Source organism: Microbulbifer salipaludis (assembly GCF_017303155.1).
GTDB classification, from domain to species: Bacteria; Pseudomonadota; Gammaproteobacteria; order Pseudomonadales; family Cellvibrionaceae; genus Microbulbifer; species Microbulbifer salipaludis.
Map to the genome: position 1 here is coordinate 107,621 of NZ_JAEKJR010000002.1, position 21,417 is coordinate 129,037.

16 protein-coding genes are annotated in these 21,417 nt (G+C 61.2%); 11 read left to right on the plus strand and 5 right to left on the minus strand.

Annotated elements, in window-relative coordinates; all coding sequences use genetic code 11:
- Positions 1-2,727: an HTH-type transcriptional regulator MalT gene (gene malT, locus JF535_RS06155; protein ID WP_207000406.1), complete on the minus strand. Its 2,727-nt coding sequence runs from the start codon at positions 2,725-2,727 to the stop codon at positions 1-3.
- Between the two features lie 682 nt (positions 2,728-3,409).
- Here malT and JF535_RS06160 point away from each other — a divergent pair.
- From JF535_RS06160 to JF535_RS16695, 9 genes are all read left to right on the plus strand, one after another.
- On the plus strand, positions 3,410-4,297 hold the full coding sequence (locus JF535_RS06160) for a hypothetical protein (protein ID WP_207000408.1): 888 nt from the start codon (positions 3,410-3,412) through the stop codon (positions 4,295-4,297).
- A 123-nt stretch (positions 4,298-4,420) separates the two neighbouring features.
- Positions 4,421-5,071, plus strand: coding sequence for an MBL fold metallo-hydrolase (locus tag JF535_RS06165; protein ID WP_277987237.1), 651 nt, complete (start codon positions 4,421-4,423; stop codon positions 5,069-5,071).
- 60 nt (positions 5,072-5,131) lie between these two features.
- Entirely contained in the window at positions 5,132-5,713 is a 582-nt protein-coding gene (locus tag JF535_RS06170; protein ID WP_207000411.1) for a DUF2799 domain-containing protein, read from the plus strand.
- A gap of 41 nt (positions 5,714-5,754) precedes the next feature.
- A complete protein-coding gene (locus JF535_RS06175) occupies positions 5,755-6,186 on the plus strand; it encodes a hotdog fold thioesterase (protein ID WP_207000413.1) in 432 nt (143 codons plus the stop codon).
- Between the two features lie 57 nt (positions 6,187-6,243).
- On the plus strand, positions 6,244-6,918 hold the full coding sequence (locus JF535_RS06180) for a M48 family metallopeptidase (protein ID WP_340674193.1): 675 nt from the start codon (positions 6,244-6,246) through the stop codon (positions 6,916-6,918).
- An 89-nt stretch (positions 6,919-7,007) separates the two neighbouring features.
- Positions 7,008-7,376, plus strand: a complete 369-nt coding sequence (locus JF535_RS06185) for a DUF2750 domain-containing protein (protein ID WP_207000416.1) — start codon at positions 7,008-7,010, stop codon at positions 7,374-7,376.
- Positions 7,377-7,476: 100 nt separating this feature from the next.
- Entirely contained in the window at positions 7,477-7,887 is a 411-nt protein-coding gene (locus JF535_RS06190; RefSeq protein WP_207000418.1) for a VOC family protein, read from the plus strand.
- 39 nt (positions 7,888-7,926) lie between these two features.
- The gene (locus JF535_RS06195; RefSeq protein ID WP_207000420.1) at positions 7,927-8,859 is read left to right on the plus strand and encodes an SDR family oxidoreductase; all 933 of its coding nucleotides are present in this window, start codon (positions 7,927-7,929) and stop codon (positions 8,857-8,859) included.
- A gap of 183 nt (positions 8,860-9,042) precedes the next feature.
- Positions 9,043-11,076, plus strand: a complete 2,034-nt coding sequence (locus JF535_RS16695; RefSeq protein WP_242523732.1) for an SLC13 family permease — start codon at positions 9,043-9,045, stop codon at positions 11,074-11,076.
- Between the two features lie 34 nt (positions 11,077-11,110).
- On the opposite strand, the gene JF535_RS06210 is transcribed toward JF535_RS16695, so the two are convergent.
- Positions 11,111-11,557 (minus strand): CBS domain-containing protein, encoded by a 447-nt coding sequence (locus JF535_RS06210; RefSeq protein ID WP_242523733.1) that lies wholly within the window; start codon positions 11,555-11,557, stop codon positions 11,111-11,113.
- A gap of 690 nt (positions 11,558-12,247) precedes the next feature.
- Here JF535_RS06210 and JF535_RS06215 point away from each other — a divergent pair.
- Together JF535_RS06215 and JF535_RS06220 are read left to right on the plus strand one after the other, a co-directional pair.
- Positions 12,248-12,724: a hypothetical protein gene (locus tag JF535_RS06215; protein WP_207000423.1), complete on the plus strand. Its 477-nt coding sequence runs from the start codon at positions 12,248-12,250 to the stop codon at positions 12,722-12,724.
- Between the two features lie 259 nt (positions 12,725-12,983).
- Positions 12,984-15,077, plus strand: coding sequence for an RHS repeat domain-containing protein (locus JF535_RS06220; protein ID WP_207000424.1), 2,094 nt, complete (start codon positions 12,984-12,986; stop codon positions 15,075-15,077).
- Between the two features lie 9 nt (positions 15,078-15,086).
- Here the strand turns inward: JF535_RS06220 and JF535_RS06225 are convergent, their stop codons facing one another.
- The 3 genes from JF535_RS06225 to selD form a co-directional block, all read right to left on the minus strand.
- Entirely contained in the window at positions 15,087-17,195 is a 2,109-nt protein-coding gene (locus tag JF535_RS06225; protein WP_207000426.1) for a TonB-dependent receptor, read from the minus strand.
- Positions 17,196-17,353: 158 nt separating this feature from the next.
- Positions 17,354-18,664, minus strand: coding sequence for an NAD(P)/FAD-dependent oxidoreductase (locus tag JF535_RS06230; RefSeq protein ID WP_207000428.1), 1,311 nt, complete (start codon positions 18,662-18,664; stop codon positions 17,354-17,356).
- Between the two features lie 266 nt (positions 18,665-18,930).
- Positions 18,931-21,372 carry a selenide, water dikinase SelD gene (gene selD / locus JF535_RS06235; protein WP_207000431.1) on the minus strand — a complete coding sequence of 814 codons (2,442 nt, stop codon included), beginning with the start codon at positions 21,370-21,372 and terminating at the stop codon, positions 18,931-18,933.
- Between the last annotated feature and the right edge of the window lie 45 nt (positions 21,373-21,417).

A 21,417-nucleotide genomic window follows, 5' to 3' on the forward strand; every position in this document is an offset into this window, starting at 1 on the left:
TCAGGGCTTATCCTGCACCGAGCGCAACAGCTGCTCCGCAAGCGCTATCGCCTGCTGGCGATCTTTCACATCCAGTTTCTGATACAGGCTGCGAATATGCGTCTTGATGGTGCTTGGCGCGACCTTGAAGTGCCGGGCGATGCGTTCGTTGGAGAGGCCGGAATGGATGGCGTTAAGTACCTGCCATTCCCGCGGGGTGAGGGGGGAGTGACGCAGGAAGTCGGGCACCGCATCGCTGGCGAGAATTTCGCGCACGATGGTTTCGTCCAGCTCAATGCGGATGCCGCCGCCCAGCTCCGGTTGTTGCTGGGCGAGTTTCATCAACTGTTGTGCTTTTTCCGCCTGGCGCCCGTCGAGGGCGTTGTCCCCGGTTTCTTCCAGCGCTGCTTTCAATAGCACGATCATCGGTTTGCCGATCTGCAGGAAGCTGGCGGTGAGGTCGCTATCCAGCATGATGGTGAGCGCCGCGCGGATATGGGCGAGCGCAGACTCCTTGCGCTCCCGCAGCCAGGCCAGATGTGCGGCCAGCACCCGGTTGCGCAGCTGGTCGGTGACCAGGCCGCACTCTTCGGCGACCTGTTGCAGGCGCCCAAGCAGGCGGTTGGCATCGGACCAGCGGTGCAGGGAGATCAGGGCGCGCACGTGGTTGCGCCCGTGGCACTGTTCGAAGTGGTTGCTGGGACGGTCGGCTACCGGGTCTGCCTGTTCCTGCCAGCTGGCGATGGCTTCGGTATTTTCCAGCGCCTGCCATACGCGCATTCTTGCAGCGTCGGCATTGGCGACCCAGTCCCGGTGATATTCCTCCCCGGCAAGCAGGTGCTCCACCCGCTCCATCCACTCCAGGCATTCGTCCTTGTCGCCTCGCGCCAGCGCGACTTTTAACAGCAGGGTGTATTCGGGCAGCAGCCAGCGCTCGCCCACTTTGCGATTGATCTGCATACCGCGGCGGGCGGATTCCGCGGCGCCGTCGAGATCGCCGGCTTCCCATTGCAGCTGGCCCTGCAGTCGGTAGATAAATTCAGAGATGGGTAGGCCCACCAGGTGATGCTCTTCCACCAGCCGTTGTGTGCGGGCCTGGAGGGCGGCGGCCTTTTTCAGTAAACCATTGGCGAAGGCAATTTCGGTTTGTTGGCACAGGGCCCAGGCGGCATTAGGAATGTCCTGGCGGGCGAGGGTGGCTTTTTCCACCGCTTCCATATGGTGCATGGCCTGGTCCAGCTCACCCAGGCAGAAGCTGGTCTCACCGATCACCAGTTGTGCGGCGATGCGGTCACTTACCTGGTCTTGCGGCAGTAGTTCCAGGGCTTCCTGAGCGTACTCCTTTGCTTTCAGGATCTGCCCGCGGGAAACGGAAACCTGTGCACGCATTGCGGCAAAGGCACCCTCGTAGGCTTGCCACTGCTTGGGATCTTGCCGCTGCAGCCAGCTTTCTGCCGCTGCCAGCAGTTTGTTGCAGCGCTCGTACTCAAAGCTGTCGCGGGCAAGCCGGGCCGCCAGCAAGGTAAAGGAGGCGTGGCGCTTGATCTGCTCCTCGCCGAGCCAGTTGAGGCTGTCGTTCAGTACCCGGAATTGCCCCTCACGCAGGAATTGCTCGCCTTGCTCGGCAATCAGGCGGTGTACCCGTTCGCGGTCTTCGGCCTTGAGCGCGTGGCGCAGGGCTTCCAGGGGCTGGTTGAGTTCCTGCCAGGTGTCGCTGGCGGTCTGGTGCAATTGGGTCAGTTGGTTGCCGTCGGACAGCTGGCGCTGCAGAAAGCGTGCGAACACCGGATGAAAACGGAACCACTGCCGACTGGAGTCCAGGGCCTGCAGGAACAGTCCGCGGCTGGCGGCGGTTTCCAGCTGCTGCTGGCCGCCACTCTGGCCACTCAATCGCTCTGCCAGCAGGCCGTTGACGCGGGTCAGGATCGAGGTGCGCGCCAGCAACTGGCGCAGTTCCGGCTCCAGGCGCTCCAGCACTTCCTCGGCAAGATAGTCCAGGATATGCGCATGCCCCTGCTCCAGTTCACCCAGGTACCGGTCTACTTCCTCCTGGTTGCGCACCGACAGCGCGAACATCTGGATTGCCGGTGGCCAGCCCTCCGACAGCTGATGCAGTTGTGCCACGCGGTCGCTGCCCAGGGCGAAGGGCAGGCGGCGGGCGAGTAACTGGGTGGTTTCGTCGGTGGTGAGTGCCAGGTCTTCCGGGCCGAGTTCCAGTAGTCGCCCCTGCAAACGCAGGGCACCGAGCCCCAGCGGGGGCTGGCTGCGGCTGGTAATCACCACGCCAATACCGGCGGGCGCGTGGCGCAGCAGGAAGCGGGTCGCATCGTGCACTACCGGGTTGTCGATCTGGTGGTAGTCGTCGAGGACGATGCGCAGCTCGCTGGGCAACTGGCGCAGCTCAGACAGCATCTGGCTAATGATGAGGGAGGGGTCGAGGGTGTGCTGGGCGGCAAGAATTTTGCTGGTTTCGGGGACTCCGTTGCCGGTGGCGCGGTGCACGCTCTCCACCAGGTAGCGGCAGAACTGGCCGGGCTCATTGTCGCCGCTATCCAAGGAGTACCAGGCGACCGGATTGTCCTGCTCCGTGGCCCAGGAGGTGACCAGGGTGGTTTTGCCGTATCCGGCGGGGGCAGTAACCAGTAATAGCTGGTCACTTTGGCTCTGTTCCAGCAGCGATTGCAGCCGCGGCCGCTGTAACGTGTGTTCCGGGCAGTCAGGGAGGCTGTACTTGGAAGCTAAAAGCATGGCAATGACCGGTCAACAGGGCTTGGGCCGGGTTTCCAGTCACCAACACATCACCTGGACCCCGGAAGGCGCAATTGTACAACTTTAGTGTGCCAGCCCCCTATTTGGTGCGCGTCCTCCCCCCTCGGGGGGGAGGGGCGCACCGGTGGATACCGCGGTGCCCGGGACGGCCGGTCAACGCTTTGCCGGTGGGCTGTGCCCGCAGTGTTTATCCTGGTGGACAGAAAAAAGCCGGCGCAAGGCCGGCTTAAAGCAGAGATACGATGAGAGAGTTCGATCACCACGCGTTCAAACGATGTGATCTGGGGGAACTGGTATCTTTGAGTGGTCGCTGGCGCGGAAGTTCCTCACTGGAAAGAAAAAAACGCTTTTTGTGCAACACCGCGGCAGCTACGGCGGTTTTGGCGCGCATATTGCTTTTTATGGCGCAGTTCTTCCCATTAAGGGCGGAGGGTGGTAGCTTTTTCTGTTTGCGGTGCCCCCTTTTCAGCGCTCGGGTCGCGTTTTCCCGGCCAGCGGCGCCAAACACGCACCATCGCACGGTAAATCAAAATAAAAACGGCGTGCAGGCAATCCCGGGCGCGGCAGTCGCATCCAGTAGTAAGTCTGGTAACCGCCCAGAAGCACGCAGACAGCAGCACCGACAACAACAAGACCAACAAAAATTTTACGGGGAGCGACAATGGCTGATCTGGTCATCCTGGCGGCGCCGGGCATGGGTGCTGTGGACGAAGGCTTCGCCGAGCCACTGTTTCAGGCACTCAAGAGTGGATTGGGGGATGACTGGTCCCGTGTCCATACCGATACCATCCTCTATCAGGGGCACCTGCAACCGAATCTTGAGCGGGTGTTCGACGCCATGCAAAAGCGCGACATGGACTACCTGCGCGCGCGCAAGTTCATGCTCTACGGTCTCGCCGAAGCCGCTGCCCAGCTCACCGACATCGACCAGCGCGGCGGTAATTACGACAAAACCCAGCAGGCGATCCACCAGACGTTCGAGCGCGCCGCCAAAGCCACCAGCGACACTGCGCCGGTGATTCTTGTCAGCCACTCCATTGGCTGCAGCATCCTGTCAAATTACCTTTGGGACGCGCAGCGCCCCACCATCAACCACGGGGTCTGGCGCGATGGCGGCCCCAAGGGTGTGCACAAGGGTTCTGCCAAGGACCTCTTCCTACGCGGAAAAAGCCTCGCGCACTGGTATACTCTCGGTGCCAGTAATCCCCTGTGGACCGCCGCCATGGCCCGCGACCAGATCCAGGCCGTTACTTCCGACACCCGCGGTTACAACTTCCGCTGGAAAAATTTTTATCACCCGGACGACCTGTTCGGCTGGCCCCTAAAACCTCTCAGCCCTTCATACAACCAGGCCGTCTACCGGGACTATGAAACAAGACCCCTAGCAGACTGGAGTGCCGCCAGCTGGGGGCCACAGCTGGTATCCCACGACGGCTACTGGCAGAGCGAGATGGTGCAGAAGATGCTGGTTGAGGATGTAAAAGAGGTGCTGAAAAAGTCCGCCGCGCGCCGCCCCAGTGCGCTGCAGCGCACGCCAGAGGTGGTTTAAGCCTCTGGATCGCCCACCCGGTAGCGGCACCGCCACCCGGCCAGCGACGAAGTACCTGAGCCACCTTAGCCGGATAAGACCCCGGGCGTTATACTCGGCACCGAAGATTAAACAGGTACTCCCATGGCTCTGCAATTTCACTCGGTCCCCGTCACGCCCTTCCAGCAAAACTGCACCCTGTTGTGGTGTGATGACAGCAAGCGGGCCGCGGTTGTGGACCCCGGTGGCGATGTGGATCGTATTCTGGCCGCCGTCGAAGAGCGCGGTCTCAAGCTGGAAAAAATTCTCCTCACCCACGGCCACCTCGACCATGTCGGTGGCACCGCACCACTTTCCCGCGACCTCAAGCTGCCGGTAGAGGGCCCGCATCAGGCCGATCAGTTCTGGATCGAGCAAATCACCACCCAGGCGCAGATGTTCGGGTTCCCTCCGGTGGAAACCTTTACCCCGGACCGCTGGCTCAACGACGGTGACACCGTCACGGTGGGCGACGAAGTGCTCGAAGTGGTGCACTGTCCGGGCCATACCCCCGGCCATGTGATTTTCTTCCACCGCGCGGGCAACCTTGCGCTGGTCGGCGATGTACTCTTCGCCGGTTCCATTGGCCGCACCGACTTCCCCATGAGCAATCATCAGGACCTGATCGACTCCATCACCAAGAAGCTCTGGCCTCTGGGGGACGCGGTGCAGTTCATTCCCGGCCACGGCCCGATGTCCACGTTTGGGCAGGAACGGCAAAGCAATCCGTTTGTGGCCGACAAGCGTTTTGGGTGATTCAGCAAAGGTTCACCGGGAAAGGTATTTAATAGGGCCATTCAATTGGCGGATCCCTTTATGAAACTCTGGAAACTGGTCACCCTGCTCTCCATCCCGGCGTGGCTGACTGTGGCCAGCGGCTGCGCAATTATTTCTGAAAACGAGTGCCAGGCCGGCCTCTGGTATGAGCGGGGTATTGAAGATGGCGCCCGCGGCCAAACCCAGGCCACCGTGTATAAAATTGCCCAGAAGTGCCATGAATACGGTGTGCGTACAGACACCGCCGCCTGGATGCGGGGTTATGAAGAAGGGATAGAGCGCTACTGCACACCGGAAAACGGGTTTGCGGTTGGCCGCCGCGGCCGCAACTATGAAGGGGTGTGTACCGGCCCCACCGCCGATCTGTTTCTCGCCAACTATGAGCGCGGCCTCGCGGTGTACCAGGCGGAACAGCAATACGCCGCGCTGGTTGACCGGTACGAGAGTGCCGAGCGGGAACTCTACCGGGTAGAAGAGGCCCTGGACGAGTCCGAGAGCAAGGAAGAGCGTCGCGCCTTGCGCAGCCAGCGCCGCAGCCTGCTGCGGGAAATGCGTCACCTGGAAGCCGAGATGATGCATTTTGGCGGCTTTGGTGCTTTCAATCCCCTGCTGTTTTACTGATAGTCAGCCTCCACTCCGCTGCATATTTTAGAGGTGATCCCATGGCGATCTGGCACAGCAGCCCGACCGTAGAAACCGTCAATCAAGGCATGGGCGAGTGCATGCCCACATACCTGGGAATGAAAATCACCGAAGTCGGTGACGACTACCTGGTGGGAACCATGCCGGTGACCGATCGCACCCGTCAGCCCTACGGTATTCTGCACGGCGGCGCCAGTGTGGCACTGGCGGAAACCCTCGGTTCCGTGGCCGCGAATCTGGTGGTGGATGCCAATAAATTTTACTGCGTGGGTCAGGAGATCAACGCCAATCATTTGCGCCCGGTGGCCGATGGTGAAGTGACCGGCAAAGCGCAGGCGGTACATATTGGCCGCACCAGCCAGGTCTGGGAAATTCGTATGCACGATGCCCGAGGCAAACTCAATTGCATTTCCCGTATCACCATGGCGGTGGTGCCGGTACCTTCCCGATAATCACTTTATGCGGCTGACGTTTTTTCCGTGAGCGGAGATCTGTTTTCTTTCGAAGAAGTGACCTACCGTCTAGCGCGCTCACCACGCCGCAAACGACTGGGGTTGGTGGTGACAGAAAGAGGCGCGGAAGTGCGGATTCCGCAGCGCTGCGCCGAGCGTCACGGCCATCAATTCCTGCGGGAAAATATCCAGTGGGTGCGCGCGCAATTACGCGGCGTGGCTGAACGTCAGTCCCAGGTTCCCGAGCACCACTTTGCGTTTGGTGCGCACTTTCCATGGCTGGGTAAAACCCTGGAGCTGGATCGCGCCGCCTGCGCGGCGGACGCGGGTATTCGCGACGGATTTATCCAACTCTACAGCCGTGTGCGCGAGCCGGATGAGAAGCAGGTCCAGGGGGCGCTGCAGAAGCTTTATCAAAAGGAGGCCCTGCAGCTGCTTGCGGAGAAATCCCGGCAATACGCAGACCGCTTGGGCCTCACGTTTTCGACGGTAAAAGTCCGCCGCACCCGCAGCAAGTGGGGGCACTGCACCATTCGCGGTGAGTTGCAGTACAACTGGCTGGTGTGTCTCGCACCGGAGCCGGTGGTGGACTATCTGGTGATTCACGAGGTCTGTCATCTCCAACACCACAACCACAGTCGCGAATTCTGGTCGCTGGTCGCCAGCCTCTGTCCCGATTACAAGCGATTGCGGCGTTGGCTCAAGGAGAACGGGCACACTTTACAGCTGTAGTGGTGGGCTCGCGACATCCCAGCGCAAGTTTCTACTTCTCCCGCCTAATCTGGCGTAAACTCCCGACATCACTTTTAAGGCAAGCTGGTATGGATTTGGAACCACTCGGAGACGATTTTGAGGAAAACTGCGCCCGTTTTCTGCCGGAAGCGGTAGAGCAGGGCTGCGTGTGGGCACTGGAAGGGGAAGAGGGTTTTGCCCTGTGTGAATCGGAGCGTCGTGCAGACACCGATGTCATGCCGTTCTGGTCCCAGCGTGAATTTGCCGAAGCGCATATCGCCGATGACTGGTCGGAATACCAGGTGGTGCCCGTCGACCTCGAAGAGTTTATGGACGACTGGCTGGAAGGCATGCATGAAGACGTGCTGCTGGTGGGCATCAACTGGAACGCGGACATGGAAGGGGAGGAAATCGAGCCTCTCGACCTGCTGGAACAACTGGAGCAGGAACTCGACTAGCGCCGCTCATGTGCGCAAAAAGCAAACAAGAATAAGTTGGCGACAACTGTCGGAAAATGCACAGTGAAGCCGGAAACAAATCTCCTGCAGGAGGTCTGAGGTGAGTCAGTTTTCAGGGGTGCAGAGCGTCATCTACGGCGTCACTAATCTGGAAGAAGGCAAAGCGTGGTACACCACCTTGCTTGAAGTTGAGCCCTACTTCGAGGCCGAGTGCTACGTCGGCTTTAACGTCGGCGGGTTCGAGTTGGGACTGGATCCGGATGCCCGCAATGTGACCAGCCGCGCCGATGGCGTGGTAGCCTACTGGGGGGTTGAGGATATCGCCGCCCAGGTGGAGCGGATCAACAGCCTGGGCGCGCGTCAGCACGGTGAAATTGTCGATGTGGGAGAGGGCATACTGATGGCCAGTTTCCTCGATCCGTTTGGCAATGTCTTCGGGCTGATTCAGAACCCGCATTTTCAACGGACACCCGGCCAGTCCAACGATGCGGCCGCGGCACCGTCCGATTAAGATCGAGCGCAGTATTGGACGCAGTATTGGAGCAGTAACGTGAGCAAGCCCCCCGCCAACCGCTTTCGCCCATCCGATCATACTTTTGCCGCCGAGAGCCTGGCGCAGATCGGTCGCGGTTATGTGGTGCCTGACCGGGTGGCGCTGATCACCGGCTGCTCCAGTGGTATCGGCCGCGAGCTGGCGCTCGCCCTGCACAGCCGCGGCACCATTGTGATCGCCACCGCACGTCGCGCAGAGAGCCTGCAGGAACTGGCGGATGTGGGGATCGCCACCGAGGCCCTGGACGTCAACTCCCAGGCGGACATCAATCGGGTGGTGCACGCCATCAAGACCGCCTATGGCCGCCTGGATATCCTGGTGAACAACGCCGGCTACGGCCAGATGGGGCCGCTGCTGGAGCTGGATACCCGCACACTGGAAGCCCAGTTCCGCACCAATGTCTTCGCACCCATGGCGCTGGCGCGGGCCTGTGCGCCCCTGCTCAAATCCCGTCGCCGCGGTGTCATCTGCAATATCGGCTCCGTATCCGGGGTCCTGCCCACACCGTTTTCTGGCGCCTACTGTGCGTCCAAGTCCGCCCTGCATACCCTGTCCGATGTGTTGCGCCTGGAACTGAAGCCCTTCGGTATTCGCGTGGTCACGGTACAGCCGGGGGCCATCGCCTCCGAGTTTGGTCGCCACGCCGAAACGTCGCTGCGCGGTCTGTTGGCGCCGGACTCCTGGTACAAGCGCAGTGAAGACCATGTGCGAGCCCGTGCCGTCGAATCCCAGCAAAACGCCACCCTGGCGCGGGACCTGGCCAAGCGCCTGGCGGCGGAACTGCTGCGCAAGCGCCCCGCCACGCTGCTCCGAATCGGCAATAAAAGCCGCCTGCTGCCGTGGATGGCCCGTTGGTTGCCGCGCTGGCTGCGGGACCGTCTGCTGTCCAAGCGATTCGGGTTGAAGCGGCTCCAGCTGTCCAATCAGTAACCGCCCCCGCCTGTGTACCCGCGGGTGGGGGCCGCCCGTTGTGGCCAGGCCCCACCCTATCTTGTCCCGTGTTGCCCCGTCCCGTGCGTGGCCGTGTGAATCCGGCGAGCGATAAATCCGCTATGTTTGAGGTTGGACCGGTCACTTTTAGCCGGTGAATGCAACCCGGGATCCCACCGCTCCATGACCGTCGATCAGATCCTTATTCTGTTGATTCTCGCCGTGACCATTGTCCTGTTTATCTGGGGCCCCTGGCGGCACGACATGGTGGCGCTTGCCTCACTACTGGGCTGTGTGTTTGTGGGGCTGATCGAGCCGCGCGATGCCTTTGCCGGGTTTGGTCATCCCGCGGTGGTGACCGTCGCCTGTGTGCTGATACTGAGTCGCGGACTGCAGAATACCGGCGCCATGGACGCGCTGGCGCACAAGGTGGTGCCGAAAAAAGGCGGCATCACCCTGGCGATTGCCGCGCTGACCGCCCTTGGCGCGGGGATGTCCGGCTTTATGAACAATGTCGGGGCCATGGCGCTGCTGATGCCGGTGGCCACCGACCTCGCCGACCGCTATGGGTTACCTCCCGGCAAAGTCCTGATGCCACTCTCGTTTGGCACCATCCTCGGCGGCATGACTACCCTGATCGGCACCCCTCCCAACCTGATCGTGTCCGGTTTTCGCGCCAGTGCCGGCGCCGGCAGTTATGGCATGTTCGACTTTACCCCGGTGGGGCTGGTGGTGGCACTGGTGGGGGTGCTGTTTGTGGCGCTCATCGGCTGGCGCCTGGTGCCGGCGCGACCGCAGGCGGGGGCGGGCAGCTTCGACACCGGCAGATACCTCACCGAAGCCCTGGTGGGCGAGAAGAGCGCGGCTATTGGCAAGTCACTGGCGGAGCTGGTGAAGATGATTGGCGACGAGGATGCACAGGTGATCGGGCTGGTGCACAACAATGCGCGCGTTTCCACCGCCATGCCGGGGTTGCGGGTCCGCGCCGGCGACCTGCTGGTGATCGAGTCGGAGCCGGAATCCCTCGCCGCGGTGCTGTCGAATCTGGGGTTGACCCTGGCCGCGGACCCGGAAAATGGCGACCGGGAAAAAAAGGCCGCAGCGCAAGCAGAACAAGCACCCGAGGACGTGGGTGACACCGGGGAAAACGCAAAGCAAAACACACAGCAAGACGCCCAGTCGGCAGAAAAGCAGCGGGCCTTCAGGGCACAGGTGACGCCTGGCCCGGTGCGCAAAATCTCCGACCTGGGGCCCCTCGGTGCCCCTCCACAACGGGCGCGGGAGGAGGGTAGTTCCGCCCCGCCCGCCGACGGTACTCGGGACAGAGAAGAGAAAGAAGACCGGCGTGCGCGGGATCGCGCCGAAGTGGTATTGCGTGAGCTGGTGGTATTGCCCGACTCCTTCCTGATTGGGCGCACCGCGGAAAACCTGCGCCTGGCGGGTCGCTATGAGATCAACCTGCTGGCCCTTTCCCGCCAGGGCCATCGATCCGTAAAGCGGCTGCGCTCGACCATGCTCAAAGGGGGCGATGCGCTGTTGATGATGGGCACCGAAGAAAACCTGCGCAGCTTTGCCAATGAGCAGCGCTGCGTGCCGCTGGCACAGCGGGATATCGCTATTCCCAATCGGGAAAAGGCCTATGTGGCACTGGTGGCGATGGGCGCGGCGGTGGCCGGCGCCGCCTTTGGCCTGCTGCCCGCGGCGATTTCCTTTGCCACCTGCGTGCTGGCGTTTATGGCGCTGAAGGTAGTGCCTCTGCGCAGCATGTACGAGGCGATTGATGGCTCCGTGGTGGTGTTGCTGGGGGCGCTGATCGCGGTGGCGGAAGTGATGAGCACCACCGGGGCCGCGGACGTGGTGGCGGAATCCATGTTGGATAACCTGGCACAGGGCAATCCGGTATTCGCCCTGGTGTTGATTTTACTGGTCACCATGACGCTGTCCGACTTTATGAACAATGCCGCGACCGCCGCGGTGATGTGCGCCATCGCACTCAGTGCCTCGGAGCAGCTGGGGGTCAACCCCGACAGCTTCCTGATGGCCGTAGCCATCGGGGCCTCCTGTGCCTTTTTGACCCCGGTGGGGCACCAGAACAACACACTGATCCTGAGCCCCGGTGGCTTCAAGTTTGGTGACTATTGGCCCATGGGGCTGCCGATGGAAATAATCGTGGTAGCGGTGTCGGTGCCTATGCTGCTGTGGGTGTGGCCGCTGTAGGTACACCCTTTAAACCACGTTTTTACGCCACGTTTTACGCTACATCGTCATCGGGTGACCGGGTCAGATCTGCCAGGTATTCGCCGCAAAAGCGCAGCGCATCCTTAACGGTAACAATGCCGGCCAGCTCGCCTTCTTTCATTACCAGCACCGAGCCGATACCGGTATCCGCCATCGCCAGCAGAATTCTGTCCAGCGGATCGTGGATATCCGCGATATACGGTCGCCGCGCACTCAGGTCACGCACATACAGCTGCTGTTCTTCCAGCCGATGCCCCGGTGACTGGGCGCGGTCGATGTCACCCTGGGAAATGATGGTCTCCAGGTCGCCGTCGCGGGTGACGGGCAAGTGGTGGACCCCGTGCTCCTCCATCAGTGTCACGGCAGCCTCAATGGGCGCGTCGATATCAATATGGTAGGGAAACGGCGTCATCAGTGCGGCCAATGTCGGCATGTGATGAATGTCGCGAGTTTTCGCCATTCGCTTTATACCCCCTTAAGAGTGATTGAATCTGGAATATTAGACTCATATCCAGTGAAAAGAATAGAACAAGGCGTGGTTTCGGCGCGCACTGCTAAAAAGATATCCAATCGGTTGGCGAAAGAAAAACAACGCAGTATCATGCTCCACGCTCAAGGCCCTGCCCGCGCGCTGCCGTTAATATAGCCAGCGCCGGTGGCCCGATAGCGTTATCCCGATTGGCGCTTGAAGTATCGGTATCTGCCCCCATTACCGGGGCAACCGGTGGTGATAAAAGAAATTGATCTGCCTGATTGCGGCGGGCGTATATCAATCGGCCCATCTTTATCGTTTACTCGTTTGGTAACATGCTGATCTATATCGGTATTTATAGCTAATTCTGATATTTGCCAGGTTGATCTGGGTCAATTCCAGATTGTGTGCGCCAATTCATCGTTTTGGCCGTGGGTAATATCCGTTTATTGACTCGGTGATATCCGCGGATGAGTCCAGATTATTTTTTATGGGCTATCTTATAGGCAACGGATATCTGTGCGGCATATCTGCCCGCGGATCTATATGGCGATTTCAGGCCGGCGATAGAGATGTATTTCCAATAAGTATTCCCTGTGTGGGTAGGGATTTACCCGCGCGGCATTATTAAAAAACACTATCTAAAACAACAACCGTTTATATCGAGGCTCAAACCACATGTTTCAGGATTACGACCAGATCGAACAACAGATCGCGGAACACCAGGCCAAAATCGAAGAACTGCAGGAGCAGATGGCCAAGGCAGAACGCAAGAAGCAGGGTGTGATCGCTTTTGACAAGGCGCTGATCAATCTGGCGGCTGAATACGAACTGGAAGAAGAAGAGCTCTACAGTATTCGTGGAGAGCAGATTGTCGATTGGCTGGTCGGACAGCTGAACGACGAAAATGCGCCGGATTACGTGCGCACCCTCAAGGCACGGGTAGCCCGTGCGTTGAAGCGGGAAGGCGAAGCGCCCCGTCGTACTACCCGCCGCGCCGCCTCCAGCAAGCCGGCTGAGCCGAAACTGGAAACAGGCCACTATCGCAACCCCTACACCAATGCCACGATCGAGAAGAAAAAGCGCAACCCCAAGCAATTGAACCAGTGGGTGGCTGAACACGGTCTGGAAAAAGTGCAGAGCTGGAAAATCTGATTTCCCTGATCCTGACCGTGGTCAGTTGATCAGACAACAAAGCCCCCGGCAGTCCCAGCTGTCGGGGGCTTTTTGTTTGTAGCGTTCATATTGGCAGCAAAGCCCTCTCACCGCCACGCAACCCATTCCTTTGCACGTCAATCCGTCCATTTTCACGAAACTTGCCCGCCTGCAGAGGAGAATTCAGCAATACTTTTTGGAGGTCAAAAAGTCGATGTTGTCGGTGTAGCGGTAGTTTCCGTTCGGCGAGGAGTGCCCCGTGCCAGGAAGGCTCGTTTTAGCAGATGTCGTATTCCCTTCCCTGCAACTGATGCCAGGGTTAGCGCGGGCATTGTGCCTGCTCCTGTGCTTTTGTCTGACAGCGTGCAACTTCAGCAGCGACAGCAAAGATTCCAGTGCGCGCGCACTGGGCGCCTCTACCACTTCTGCCAGCGCGAGTAGCTCCGGCGGCACCAGGAGCGGCAGCTCCAGCAGCGGCGCCACCACTGGCAGCGGCGCGGAAATGACCGGGATTTTTCTGGCCGGGCGCGTCGCCGGGCTGGGCTATCGTACTCCCAGCTTCTCCGGCGTAACCGACAGTGCCGGAACCTTTCGCTATCGCGATGGCGAAGACGTGGAATTTTTTCTCGGCGGCGTGCAGCTGGGCGCGGCGCGCGGGGCAGCGGAGCTGAGCCCCTTTGACCTGGCGGGGACGGCCCCCATCACCCAAGAGGCCGCACTGCGCGCCGCACTGGAAAATCATCAGCGGGCCGACGCGCTGGATCTTGTGTCCAACATGATGCGATTACTGCTGATTCTGGACCGGGACCAGGACCCGGCGAACGGGATCGACCTGCAGGGTTGGGATGCCGACCTCGCCGACTATGCGGTTGACTTCGCCTATGACCTCTACGCCTTTCCCTGGCGGCGCGGGCTGGATTCGCTACCCGCGATAACGACCGCGTTTTCCATTAAATATCAGCTGCCGCTGGATGCCCCTCTGGTCTATCTGTACGACGCGCTGGGTATTCTGGTGCCGGTGCATTTGCCGGTGCGCGAAACCCGCAATATCCAGGATGACGAGCGTATCGAGCAGGAGGTGCGCTGGGAGTACAACGATCTTGGCCTTCCCCGCATCAAGTACTTTACGGTTTTACCGGAAACCGCCGCTAACTGGCGGGAGCGGGTGGAGTACGTGTACGACAGCCCTGGGCGCTGGGATTTTTTACTGTGGGAAACCGACAGCGACGAAAACGGGCTCGTGGATTTCTTCACGCGCACCGAGCGTTTTTTCAGTAGCCGGGGGTTCCTGAAACGCATCGTCGAAGAAGAGGGGCGGGGGCTGGTTGGCGAACGTCTTGTGGTGCGGCTGGATTATGACGACGGTGGCAATAAAGTATTTTCCGCGGTTGAGCTGGATCAAGGTGTTGATGACATCCTCGACGCACTGCGGCGCGTGGAGAGCGCTTACGACGGCGATGGCCTGCTGGACTGGCGTCTTGAAGAACTCGACCTGAACGCCGATGGCCTCGTGGAGCGGCGCGAGCGTTTTGAGTTTGGCTACAACCGCAACGGCCGCTTACTGGAGCTGGTGGATACCGTGGATGATGGCGACCTCGCCACGGTCGACGGTATCGCCGATGCAACGGTTGAGGTTGCCTTTCGTTACAGCAGCGGTGGGCGGTTGCTACGGGAAGTGCAGCGGATCGACGACAACGGCGACGGTGTCGTTGATCGGATAAATACCTACGAATATTTGTACCTGAGCAATGGCCAGCTGCGCGAAGAGACCTGGGAGTTTGATATTGATGCCGACGGCACCCCAGAATCCCGCCGCACCTTCACCTATCGCTACACCAGTGACGATTGGCTGTTCAGTGAAGAGATGCGATTTGACAGCGACGCCGACGGTACCCCGGAGGCGCGCGAACTGATCGAGTACCGCTACAACAGCCGCGGCCAATTGCGCGAAACGGAAATCTCCACCTACAACGGTATCGATGACTTGCAGGGCCGCCTGCAAATCCTGCGTGCCTATGGTGCCAACGGCCAGCTGGTGAGCTGGTATCGGGAGGGCGAGGGGCGCACCGGCACCAGTAACACACCGATCCGTATACGCTGGGACTACCTCACCTTTGATGATGGCCTGCGCTACCTGATCGATCACTATCGCTATCGCCAGCCGGCGTATACGGAGCTGGGCCTCCCCGAACTCGCTACCCCCGAGCTGGCACTGCCCTGTGAGAATTACCGCTTTGCGGAAAGCGGCACACTGTGTGCGCTGAGCTGGCCGCAGCGCTGGCAATTGCTGTGGGCAGAAACCTGGAAGGCACCGGGTGTGAACCTGGGTGGCCCGATTGTGGTGCGCCCCTAGTCGGGCCGGTCAGAAACGCAGCTGCAGGTCTGCGTAGACACTGCGTGGCTCGCCGATGAAGTAACGCTCTCCGCCACCGAGGCTGGAATAGTCCGCGCGCTCCGCGTAATCCACGTTCGCCAGGTTTTCGATGCGCAGCCCGATCTCGGTGCCTGCGCCCAGGGACTGTTGCAGGCTCAGGTGTAGCAGATCGTGCCCCGGGTAACGATGTGCGTTTTCGATATCGGTGTAGTAGCGGCCGGTGTGCTGCCAGCGCAGATCCACCCGGGTTGCGTCGGTTGCCAGCCAGCGCAGCCGGAGGTTGTGCAGCGTGCGCGGCGCGGTGTCGATATCGTTGCCATTGCTCGCAATCAGGCCCGCGCCAGGCGCACTGACGTCATTGGTGTAGCGGTGCCGCGCGAAGGTGCCGGCGGCCGCCAGTTGCCACTGTTGCGACAGCGTCCATTGCCACTCGTATTCCAGGCCATAGTGCCGGCTCGCACCATCGCTCAGGTTTAACCGGTCCGAAGACTGGAACACCACGTCGGATTTCTCCATGTAAAACCCGGTCACGCTCGCGCGAAACGGTTCCGAATCGTGCCGCAGGGTCGCCTCCAGGCTGTCGATGGATTCGGAGTCCAGGTCGGCTTCTGTCTGGCCATTTTGCAGCCGGTACAGTTCCGTTGCCTGCGGTGCGCGGAAGCCGTGCGCCATGCGCAGGCTGCCGGTCGTCGCATGGTTAAAGGCGTGCACCAGGGCCGCGTTCAACGAGAGGTTGGCAAAGTCATCGCGGCGATCCTCTGGCCGCGAATAGCGACACCCGATGGCGCCGGTAAAACCGCTGACGCACACCTCGCCATTATCTTGTGTGTCACCACTGAGCATGTGGTTATCGTAATCGTACTGCAGGTATTCGCCGCGGGCGCCCAGGATCGCGGTGGTGGTATCACTCACCGCGAGTTCTGCCCGGCTAAATGCTGCGGCAAGCGCCGCTGATACGGAGTAGTCGTACTGTTTTCCACTGGGGAACACCGAAAACCCGCCCTGCTGGCTTTGCTCCAGCCAGCCCGCGGTGTACTCCAGGTCAATGCCGCTAATGAAGGCCAGCGCCTCTTCGTTACCGTGTCTAAGCGCGGTCTGAACGCCGATCCCTTTCTGGCCATTTTTTTCCAGCGGCGTGCCCGGCAGGAAATGCATCAAAAAATCCATATCGGTGTAGCGGGCATAGGGCGTGACCTGCAATTGGCCGCCGTTGTCCAGCGTGCGCTCGAACTTGACCTGGGCACGAGCGGATTGGCTGTCTCGAAAGGCTTCCGGGTTGGGGTTTTCCCGCTTGCGAGCACCGTCCTTGTAAGCGTCTTTACCGACAACGTAGCCGGCGGTTTCCTGGTTCAGATTACTCAGATTGATCAGGGCGCTTACGGACCAGTCCGCCCACTGGCTGTCGCTGCGCAGTTGCAACTTTTGCTGGTCGTACCCCGAGTCGTCCTTGTAGCCGCCGTCGCGCGCACCGCTGAAACCGATACGAAAACCGCCTTGTGTGTCGCCGCGGCTGTGTTCCAGGCGCACCCGTTGAAAGTCGTTGGCACCCCCCTCGATGGCTGCGCTGGATGTGCGGCCATTCACCGGGGCTTCGCTGATGACATTGATCACTCCGTGTTGGGCATCGGACCCATACAGCACGGTACCCGGCCCGCGCAACACCTCGATGCGCCCGGCCAGCTCAAAGTGGGTGTCGAACAGCTGGTTCACATTGCAAAACCCCGTGCCGCGCACCGGCACACCGTCCTGGGTTATTGCAAAGGCCCCGCAGCTGCCGGCACCGGTCAGGACCGGCGAGCGGATCGCGATCAGACTTTCCTGTCCATTGCCGCGGCTGATCAGCGCCCCCGGCACGCTGGACAGCGCCTGGCTCGGGTGTACCGCAGTCACCGATTGCAGGGTGTCATCGTCCAGTACCGTGAGTGCGGCCGGCTGCGCACGCAGGCGCTGCTCGCTGCGGGCTGCGGTCACGACCACCTGTTCCATTGCTGCGTCAACAACCGGTTCCGCGACAATGTTTGGCCCCGCCTGCGGGCTGGCGGCGGTTGCAGTGGTTGCGGCGAGTGAACCCAGGGCGAAGGCGATCAGAGGTGTCATTGTGGTAATACCGTGTGTCGGGCAGTCGGGGGCTTATGTACGCGGGGTGGCCGGTAAAGGATCATGTTACCGGCGCGGTGTGATGGGGGAAAGCGCCGCCACTGCGGGGGCACTGCGTATCAACCCGGGGGGCAATCCACAGGGCGGCAAGTTAGCGGTCAGTGCATTTTCAGTCGCGGCTTCACGAAGCGGTTGGCCTGCCCGATCACATACAACAGCATGGCCCGGGGCCAGCCATGCAGTGCCGCCAGGTGCATGCGGTACAGGGAGCGGTAGGCGAGGCCGGCGAGGCGCCCCTCAATGGTGAGACTGCCTTTCACCAGCCCGCCCATCAGGTTGCCTACTGCATCGAACTTGGACAGGGACACCAGTGAGCCGCGGTCCTTGTAGGTAAATGGCTGCAGTTCTGCGTCCGGGTTTTCGATCAGATGGATCAGGTTGTCGCTGGCGGTTGTGGCCATCTGCTGCGCCGACTGCGCGCGGGGTGGCACTTTCTGGCCGTTGGCGTCTTCACAGCCGGCGCAGTCACCCAGGGCGAAAATGGCCGGGTCGTCCTTGCTGCGCAGGGTGGCTTCCACCTCGATCTGGTTCTGGCGGTTGAGGGAGAGGTTATCCATGGACTTGAGAAAGTCCGGTGCCTTCACGCCCGCCGCCCACACGCGGATCGCCGCGGGAATTTCCTCGCCGTCCTTGGTCACGAAACCGGTAGCGGTGGCTTCGGCGACCTGGGTACCGGTGAGCACGCGCACGCCGATTTTGGTCAGTTCTTTTTGTGAGCTGTTGCCGAGTCTGGGGGGCAGTGCCGGCAGCAGGTGCGGTCCGGCTTCGATCAGGGTGACCTTGAGATCGCCATTTTTAATCCGGCTGTAGTGGCCCATCTCATGCACTGCATCCACCAGTTCCGCCGCCAGTTCCACACCAGTGGCACCGCCGCCGACAATCGCAATGTGCACCTCTTCCGCAACCCGGTTTTCCAGTTGTAAGAATTGATCGAGCAGCTTGGTATGGAACTTCTGCGCCTGCTCGGCGCTGTCGAGAAACTGGCAATGTTCGCGCACGCCGGGGGTATGAAAATCGTTGCTCTGGCTACCCAGGGCAAATACCAGATAGTCGTACTCGAGTTTGCGTGGGGGGACGAGTGGTTGACCGTCGCTGTCGCAGACTGCTGCGAGTTCAATGGTTTTTGCCTCGCGGTCCAGTCCGCGCAGGCTGCCGAGTTCGAAATGAAAACCGTTGGTACGGGCGTGCACCTGGTAGTTGAGCGCGTCCAGACTGGAGTCAAGTGCGCCGGTGGCCACCTGGTGCAACAGGGGTTTCCAGATATGGGTACGGTTTTTATCCACGAGGATGACTTCCGCCACCGGGGATTTATTGCGGCGGTGAAATCGGTTGAAGGAAAAGTGGCGTCCCAGGCTGGTGGCCAGTTGTAATCCACCGGCGCCACCACCAACAATGACGATTCTTTTCATGACAGAGATTTCCTTAGAGCTAAAAAAATAGGTGCTCTTCGCGCGCCCTTGCATGACCGGACTTCGCCGGTGGGACAATCGGGTGTCGCATGATAGACAGTCGGGCGGCGGTCTCTGTGAAGACCCGGCAGGAGGGCTGTAATGCCCCTTATGATTCTATGGGGGCAATGTTAACGCACCCATTTCCCGTGGCAATGGAAACTTGGTTTCAGTAGAAAGCGTTTTGACACGAGGGGGCGCTCGCGCGCTACCGCACTGCACCGCGCTCAGGACGTCACGGCGCTTGGTCGTTGCGCCAGCAGGTTCCAGTCGCCACCTTTTACCAGGTGCACGGGTTGCGTGGCGTAAAGTTGTTGCTCACCGGACTGGGACAGCTCGTCGACAACCCCAATGATTGCCGCGTAGCGGCACCCGGCCGCCTGCAGCTCTGCCAGACAATTCTGGGCATGCTCGGCGGGAACGGCGGCGAGTAGCCCGCCGCAGGTTTGTGGGTCCACCAGCAGCGGTAACAATGGGTCCGCACGCCATGGGGTAGGGTTTTGCAGCGCATCATAGGCGCGGGCATTGTGCTGGTGTTGGGCAGACAGGAAACCGTGTCCCGCGCAACAGGTGGCACCGGGAAGGAGCGGCAGGGATTCCGTTAACAGCTGGGCACCCAGGTGAGGTGCCGTAGCCTGTGCCCCTTGCCTGCTGTGGGCTGCGCGGTGGGTACGCCACTTGAGCAGGGTCAGCAGTTCTCCCAGCAAGCCTGCATCGCCGATGTTGCGCAGCCCATGGGCGTGATGGTCGGTAAAAATATCGGCGGCGGTGGCATTGCTCTGCAGCATCATCTCCAGCGCCTGCTGTAACCAGCGCCCGCGCGCCTTACCTTGGCATTCCGCCGCGAACAGGGCGCCGGTGCCGATCGGCTTGGTGAGAATCAGGCAGTCACCGGCGCGGGCGCCGAGGCTTTCGCACTGGCGCTGTTGCGGGTCGACGATACCGCTGACGGTCAACCCCAGATGCAGTGCACTGCCAGTGTTCGCGCTGCCGCCGCTCAGGGCGCAGTTATGCTGGTTGAGTTCGCGCGCGGCGCCGTCCAGTAGTTGCAGCAGGTCGCGCGCCGCCATCTCTGGCGCTCCCGGTGGAAGCGTGACCAGTGCCTGCGCGGTGCAGGGTTGCGCATGTGCGGTCAGCAGCGCGGTGAGCGCATGCAGCGCACTGAGTCGACCGTACAGCCAGGGGTCCGCGACCGGTACGGTTATCTGGCTGGAGCGCTGCACCAATGCCTGATCGGCGGGCAGGGTGATCGTGGCGGTATCCTGGCCGCGGGCGAGCGTCGAGGCGATGGGTTGGGGCTGAGGCAGCGACGCCAGGGCGCGATCCAGCAATCCGGCCTCGCTCGTGGCGGCGGGGCTGTGATGGCGCAGACCGGCCACCGAGATATTATTGCGCTGGCCCAGCCCGCAGGGCGCCGGTTGCGTCAAAGTGCGCCACAGGGCAGACAGGCGCGCGGGAACCCGCTGCCGGGGCGCTTCGTTTTGTGCTTCCGCTGCCGCCTCAAAGGCCTGCATCTGGCGGCGGTCGTGCAGGTCCTTCCAGTGCCACATCAGGCTGCCCACCGCCGCAAAGCCGCCGCGGGCGACAATGGCGCGCTGGCCACCACAGGCAAGCCGATGGAAAAAGCGTCGTGATTCCCGGTAGGCAGTGAGCGGTTGTTCCAGCAGCGTGGCGCGCAGGTTGTGAAACAGCGCCGGGCCCTGGTTCAGGGCATTGCGGGCGGATCTTCGGTGGCGTCGGCGCTGGGGTCGACGCTGCCCATCGGATACCGGGCTGGCGACGTCACCGACAGCAAATACCGAAGGGTGTTGCTCTGCGCGCAGATATTCGTCGACGCGCACAAAACCCTGCGGGTCCAGTGCCAGGCCGGACTGCGTCAGCCAGGGGGGCGCGCCAGCCTCGGTGCACAGCAGTACCTTGTCCAGCGCCAGGAACTCTCCCTCGTCGCTGTGCACGCCGCACGGGGTAATCTCAGACACCCGCCAGTTGCGGTGCGCCCGTACCCCCAGTCGCCCCAGCTCACGCGCCACTAACCTGCGGCCGAGCAGGGAAAATTCCTGGGGAAGCTTTCCGCTTGCGTGCAGCAGGTGAATTTCCACGCGACCGCTGTACACCGGCTCTTCCAGTGCACTGGCCATGGCCATCGCCAGCTCGCAGCCGCCCAGGCCGCCGCCCACCACGCCGAGGCGCAGCGGCCGGTGCTGGTGATCAATCTGTTGCTTCAGTTGTTGCCAGTAGCGGTGGAAGTGGCCGACGGGTTTGACCGGGATCGCAAGCTCCGAGCCTGGTATCTGGCGACACGGGGTGGCGCCTATGTCGAGGGAAATCAGGTCGTACTCCAGGTCCGGGCGCCCCAGCAGGGAAACGGTTTTTTCCACCGGATCGATATGGTGCGCGCACGCCTGCACGAAGCGTGCTCCGGCGGCCTGGCACAGCGCCGGCAGGTCGATATGGATATCGCTATAGCTGTAGTGGCCGGCAATCATCCCGGCGAGCATGCCGGAGTAGGTGCTTAATACTTGCGGCGATACCAGGGTCACCCGCACCCCGGGCAGTGGTCTTTTTGCCCACAGCTGCAGGAACACGCTGTGGCTGTGACCGCCGCCAATCAGCACGATGTCCTGATAGTGAGGATGCTCTCCCGTGCGCTGCTTTTCTGAGTGTTTCACCGAGACCTGCCCCAACCGCTAGGCTGTACCAAATTGACTGAAATA

What these genes read in the sequence shown, in the direction of transcription:
- JF535_RS06215 (WP_207000423.1), top strand. Translation starts at nt 12,248, where the DNA reads ATGTTTCAGGATTACGACCAGATCGAACAACAGATCGCGGAACACCAG.
- JF535_RS06210 (WP_242523733.1), bottom strand. Translation starts at nt 11,557, where the DNA reads ATGGCGAAAACTCGCGACATTCATCACATGCCGACATTGGCCGCACTG.
- JF535_RS06225 (WP_207000426.1), bottom strand. Translation starts at nt 17,195, where the DNA reads ATGACACCTCTGATCGCCTTCGCCCTGGGTTCACTCGCCGCAACCACT.
- JF535_RS06160 (WP_207000408.1), top strand. Translation starts at nt 3,410, where the DNA reads ATGGCTGATCTGGTCATCCTGGCGGCGCCGGGCATGGGTGCTGTGGAC.
- malT (WP_207000406.1), bottom strand. Translation starts at nt 2,727, where the DNA reads ATGCTTTTAGCTTCCAAGTACAGCCTCCCTGACTGCCCGGAACACACG.
- JF535_RS06175 (WP_207000413.1), top strand. Translation starts at nt 5,755, where the DNA reads ATGGCGATCTGGCACAGCAGCCCGACCGTAGAAACCGTCAATCAAGGC.
- JF535_RS06185 (WP_207000416.1), top strand. Translation starts at nt 7,008, where the DNA reads ATGGATTTGGAACCACTCGGAGACGATTTTGAGGAAAACTGCGCCCGT.
- JF535_RS06165 (WP_277987237.1), top strand. Translation starts at nt 4,421, where the DNA reads ATGGCTCTGCAATTTCACTCGGTCCCCGTCACGCCCTTCCAGCAAAAC.
- JF535_RS06230 (WP_207000428.1), bottom strand. Translation starts at nt 18,664, where the DNA reads ATGAAAAGAATCGTCATTGTTGGTGGTGGCGCCGGTGGATTACAACTG.
- JF535_RS06170 (WP_207000411.1), top strand. Translation starts at nt 5,132, where the DNA reads ATGAAACTCTGGAAACTGGTCACCCTGCTCTCCATCCCGGCGTGGCTG.
- JF535_RS16695 (WP_242523732.1), top strand. Translation starts at nt 9,043, where the DNA reads ATGACCGTCGATCAGATCCTTATTCTGTTGATTCTCGCCGTGACCATT.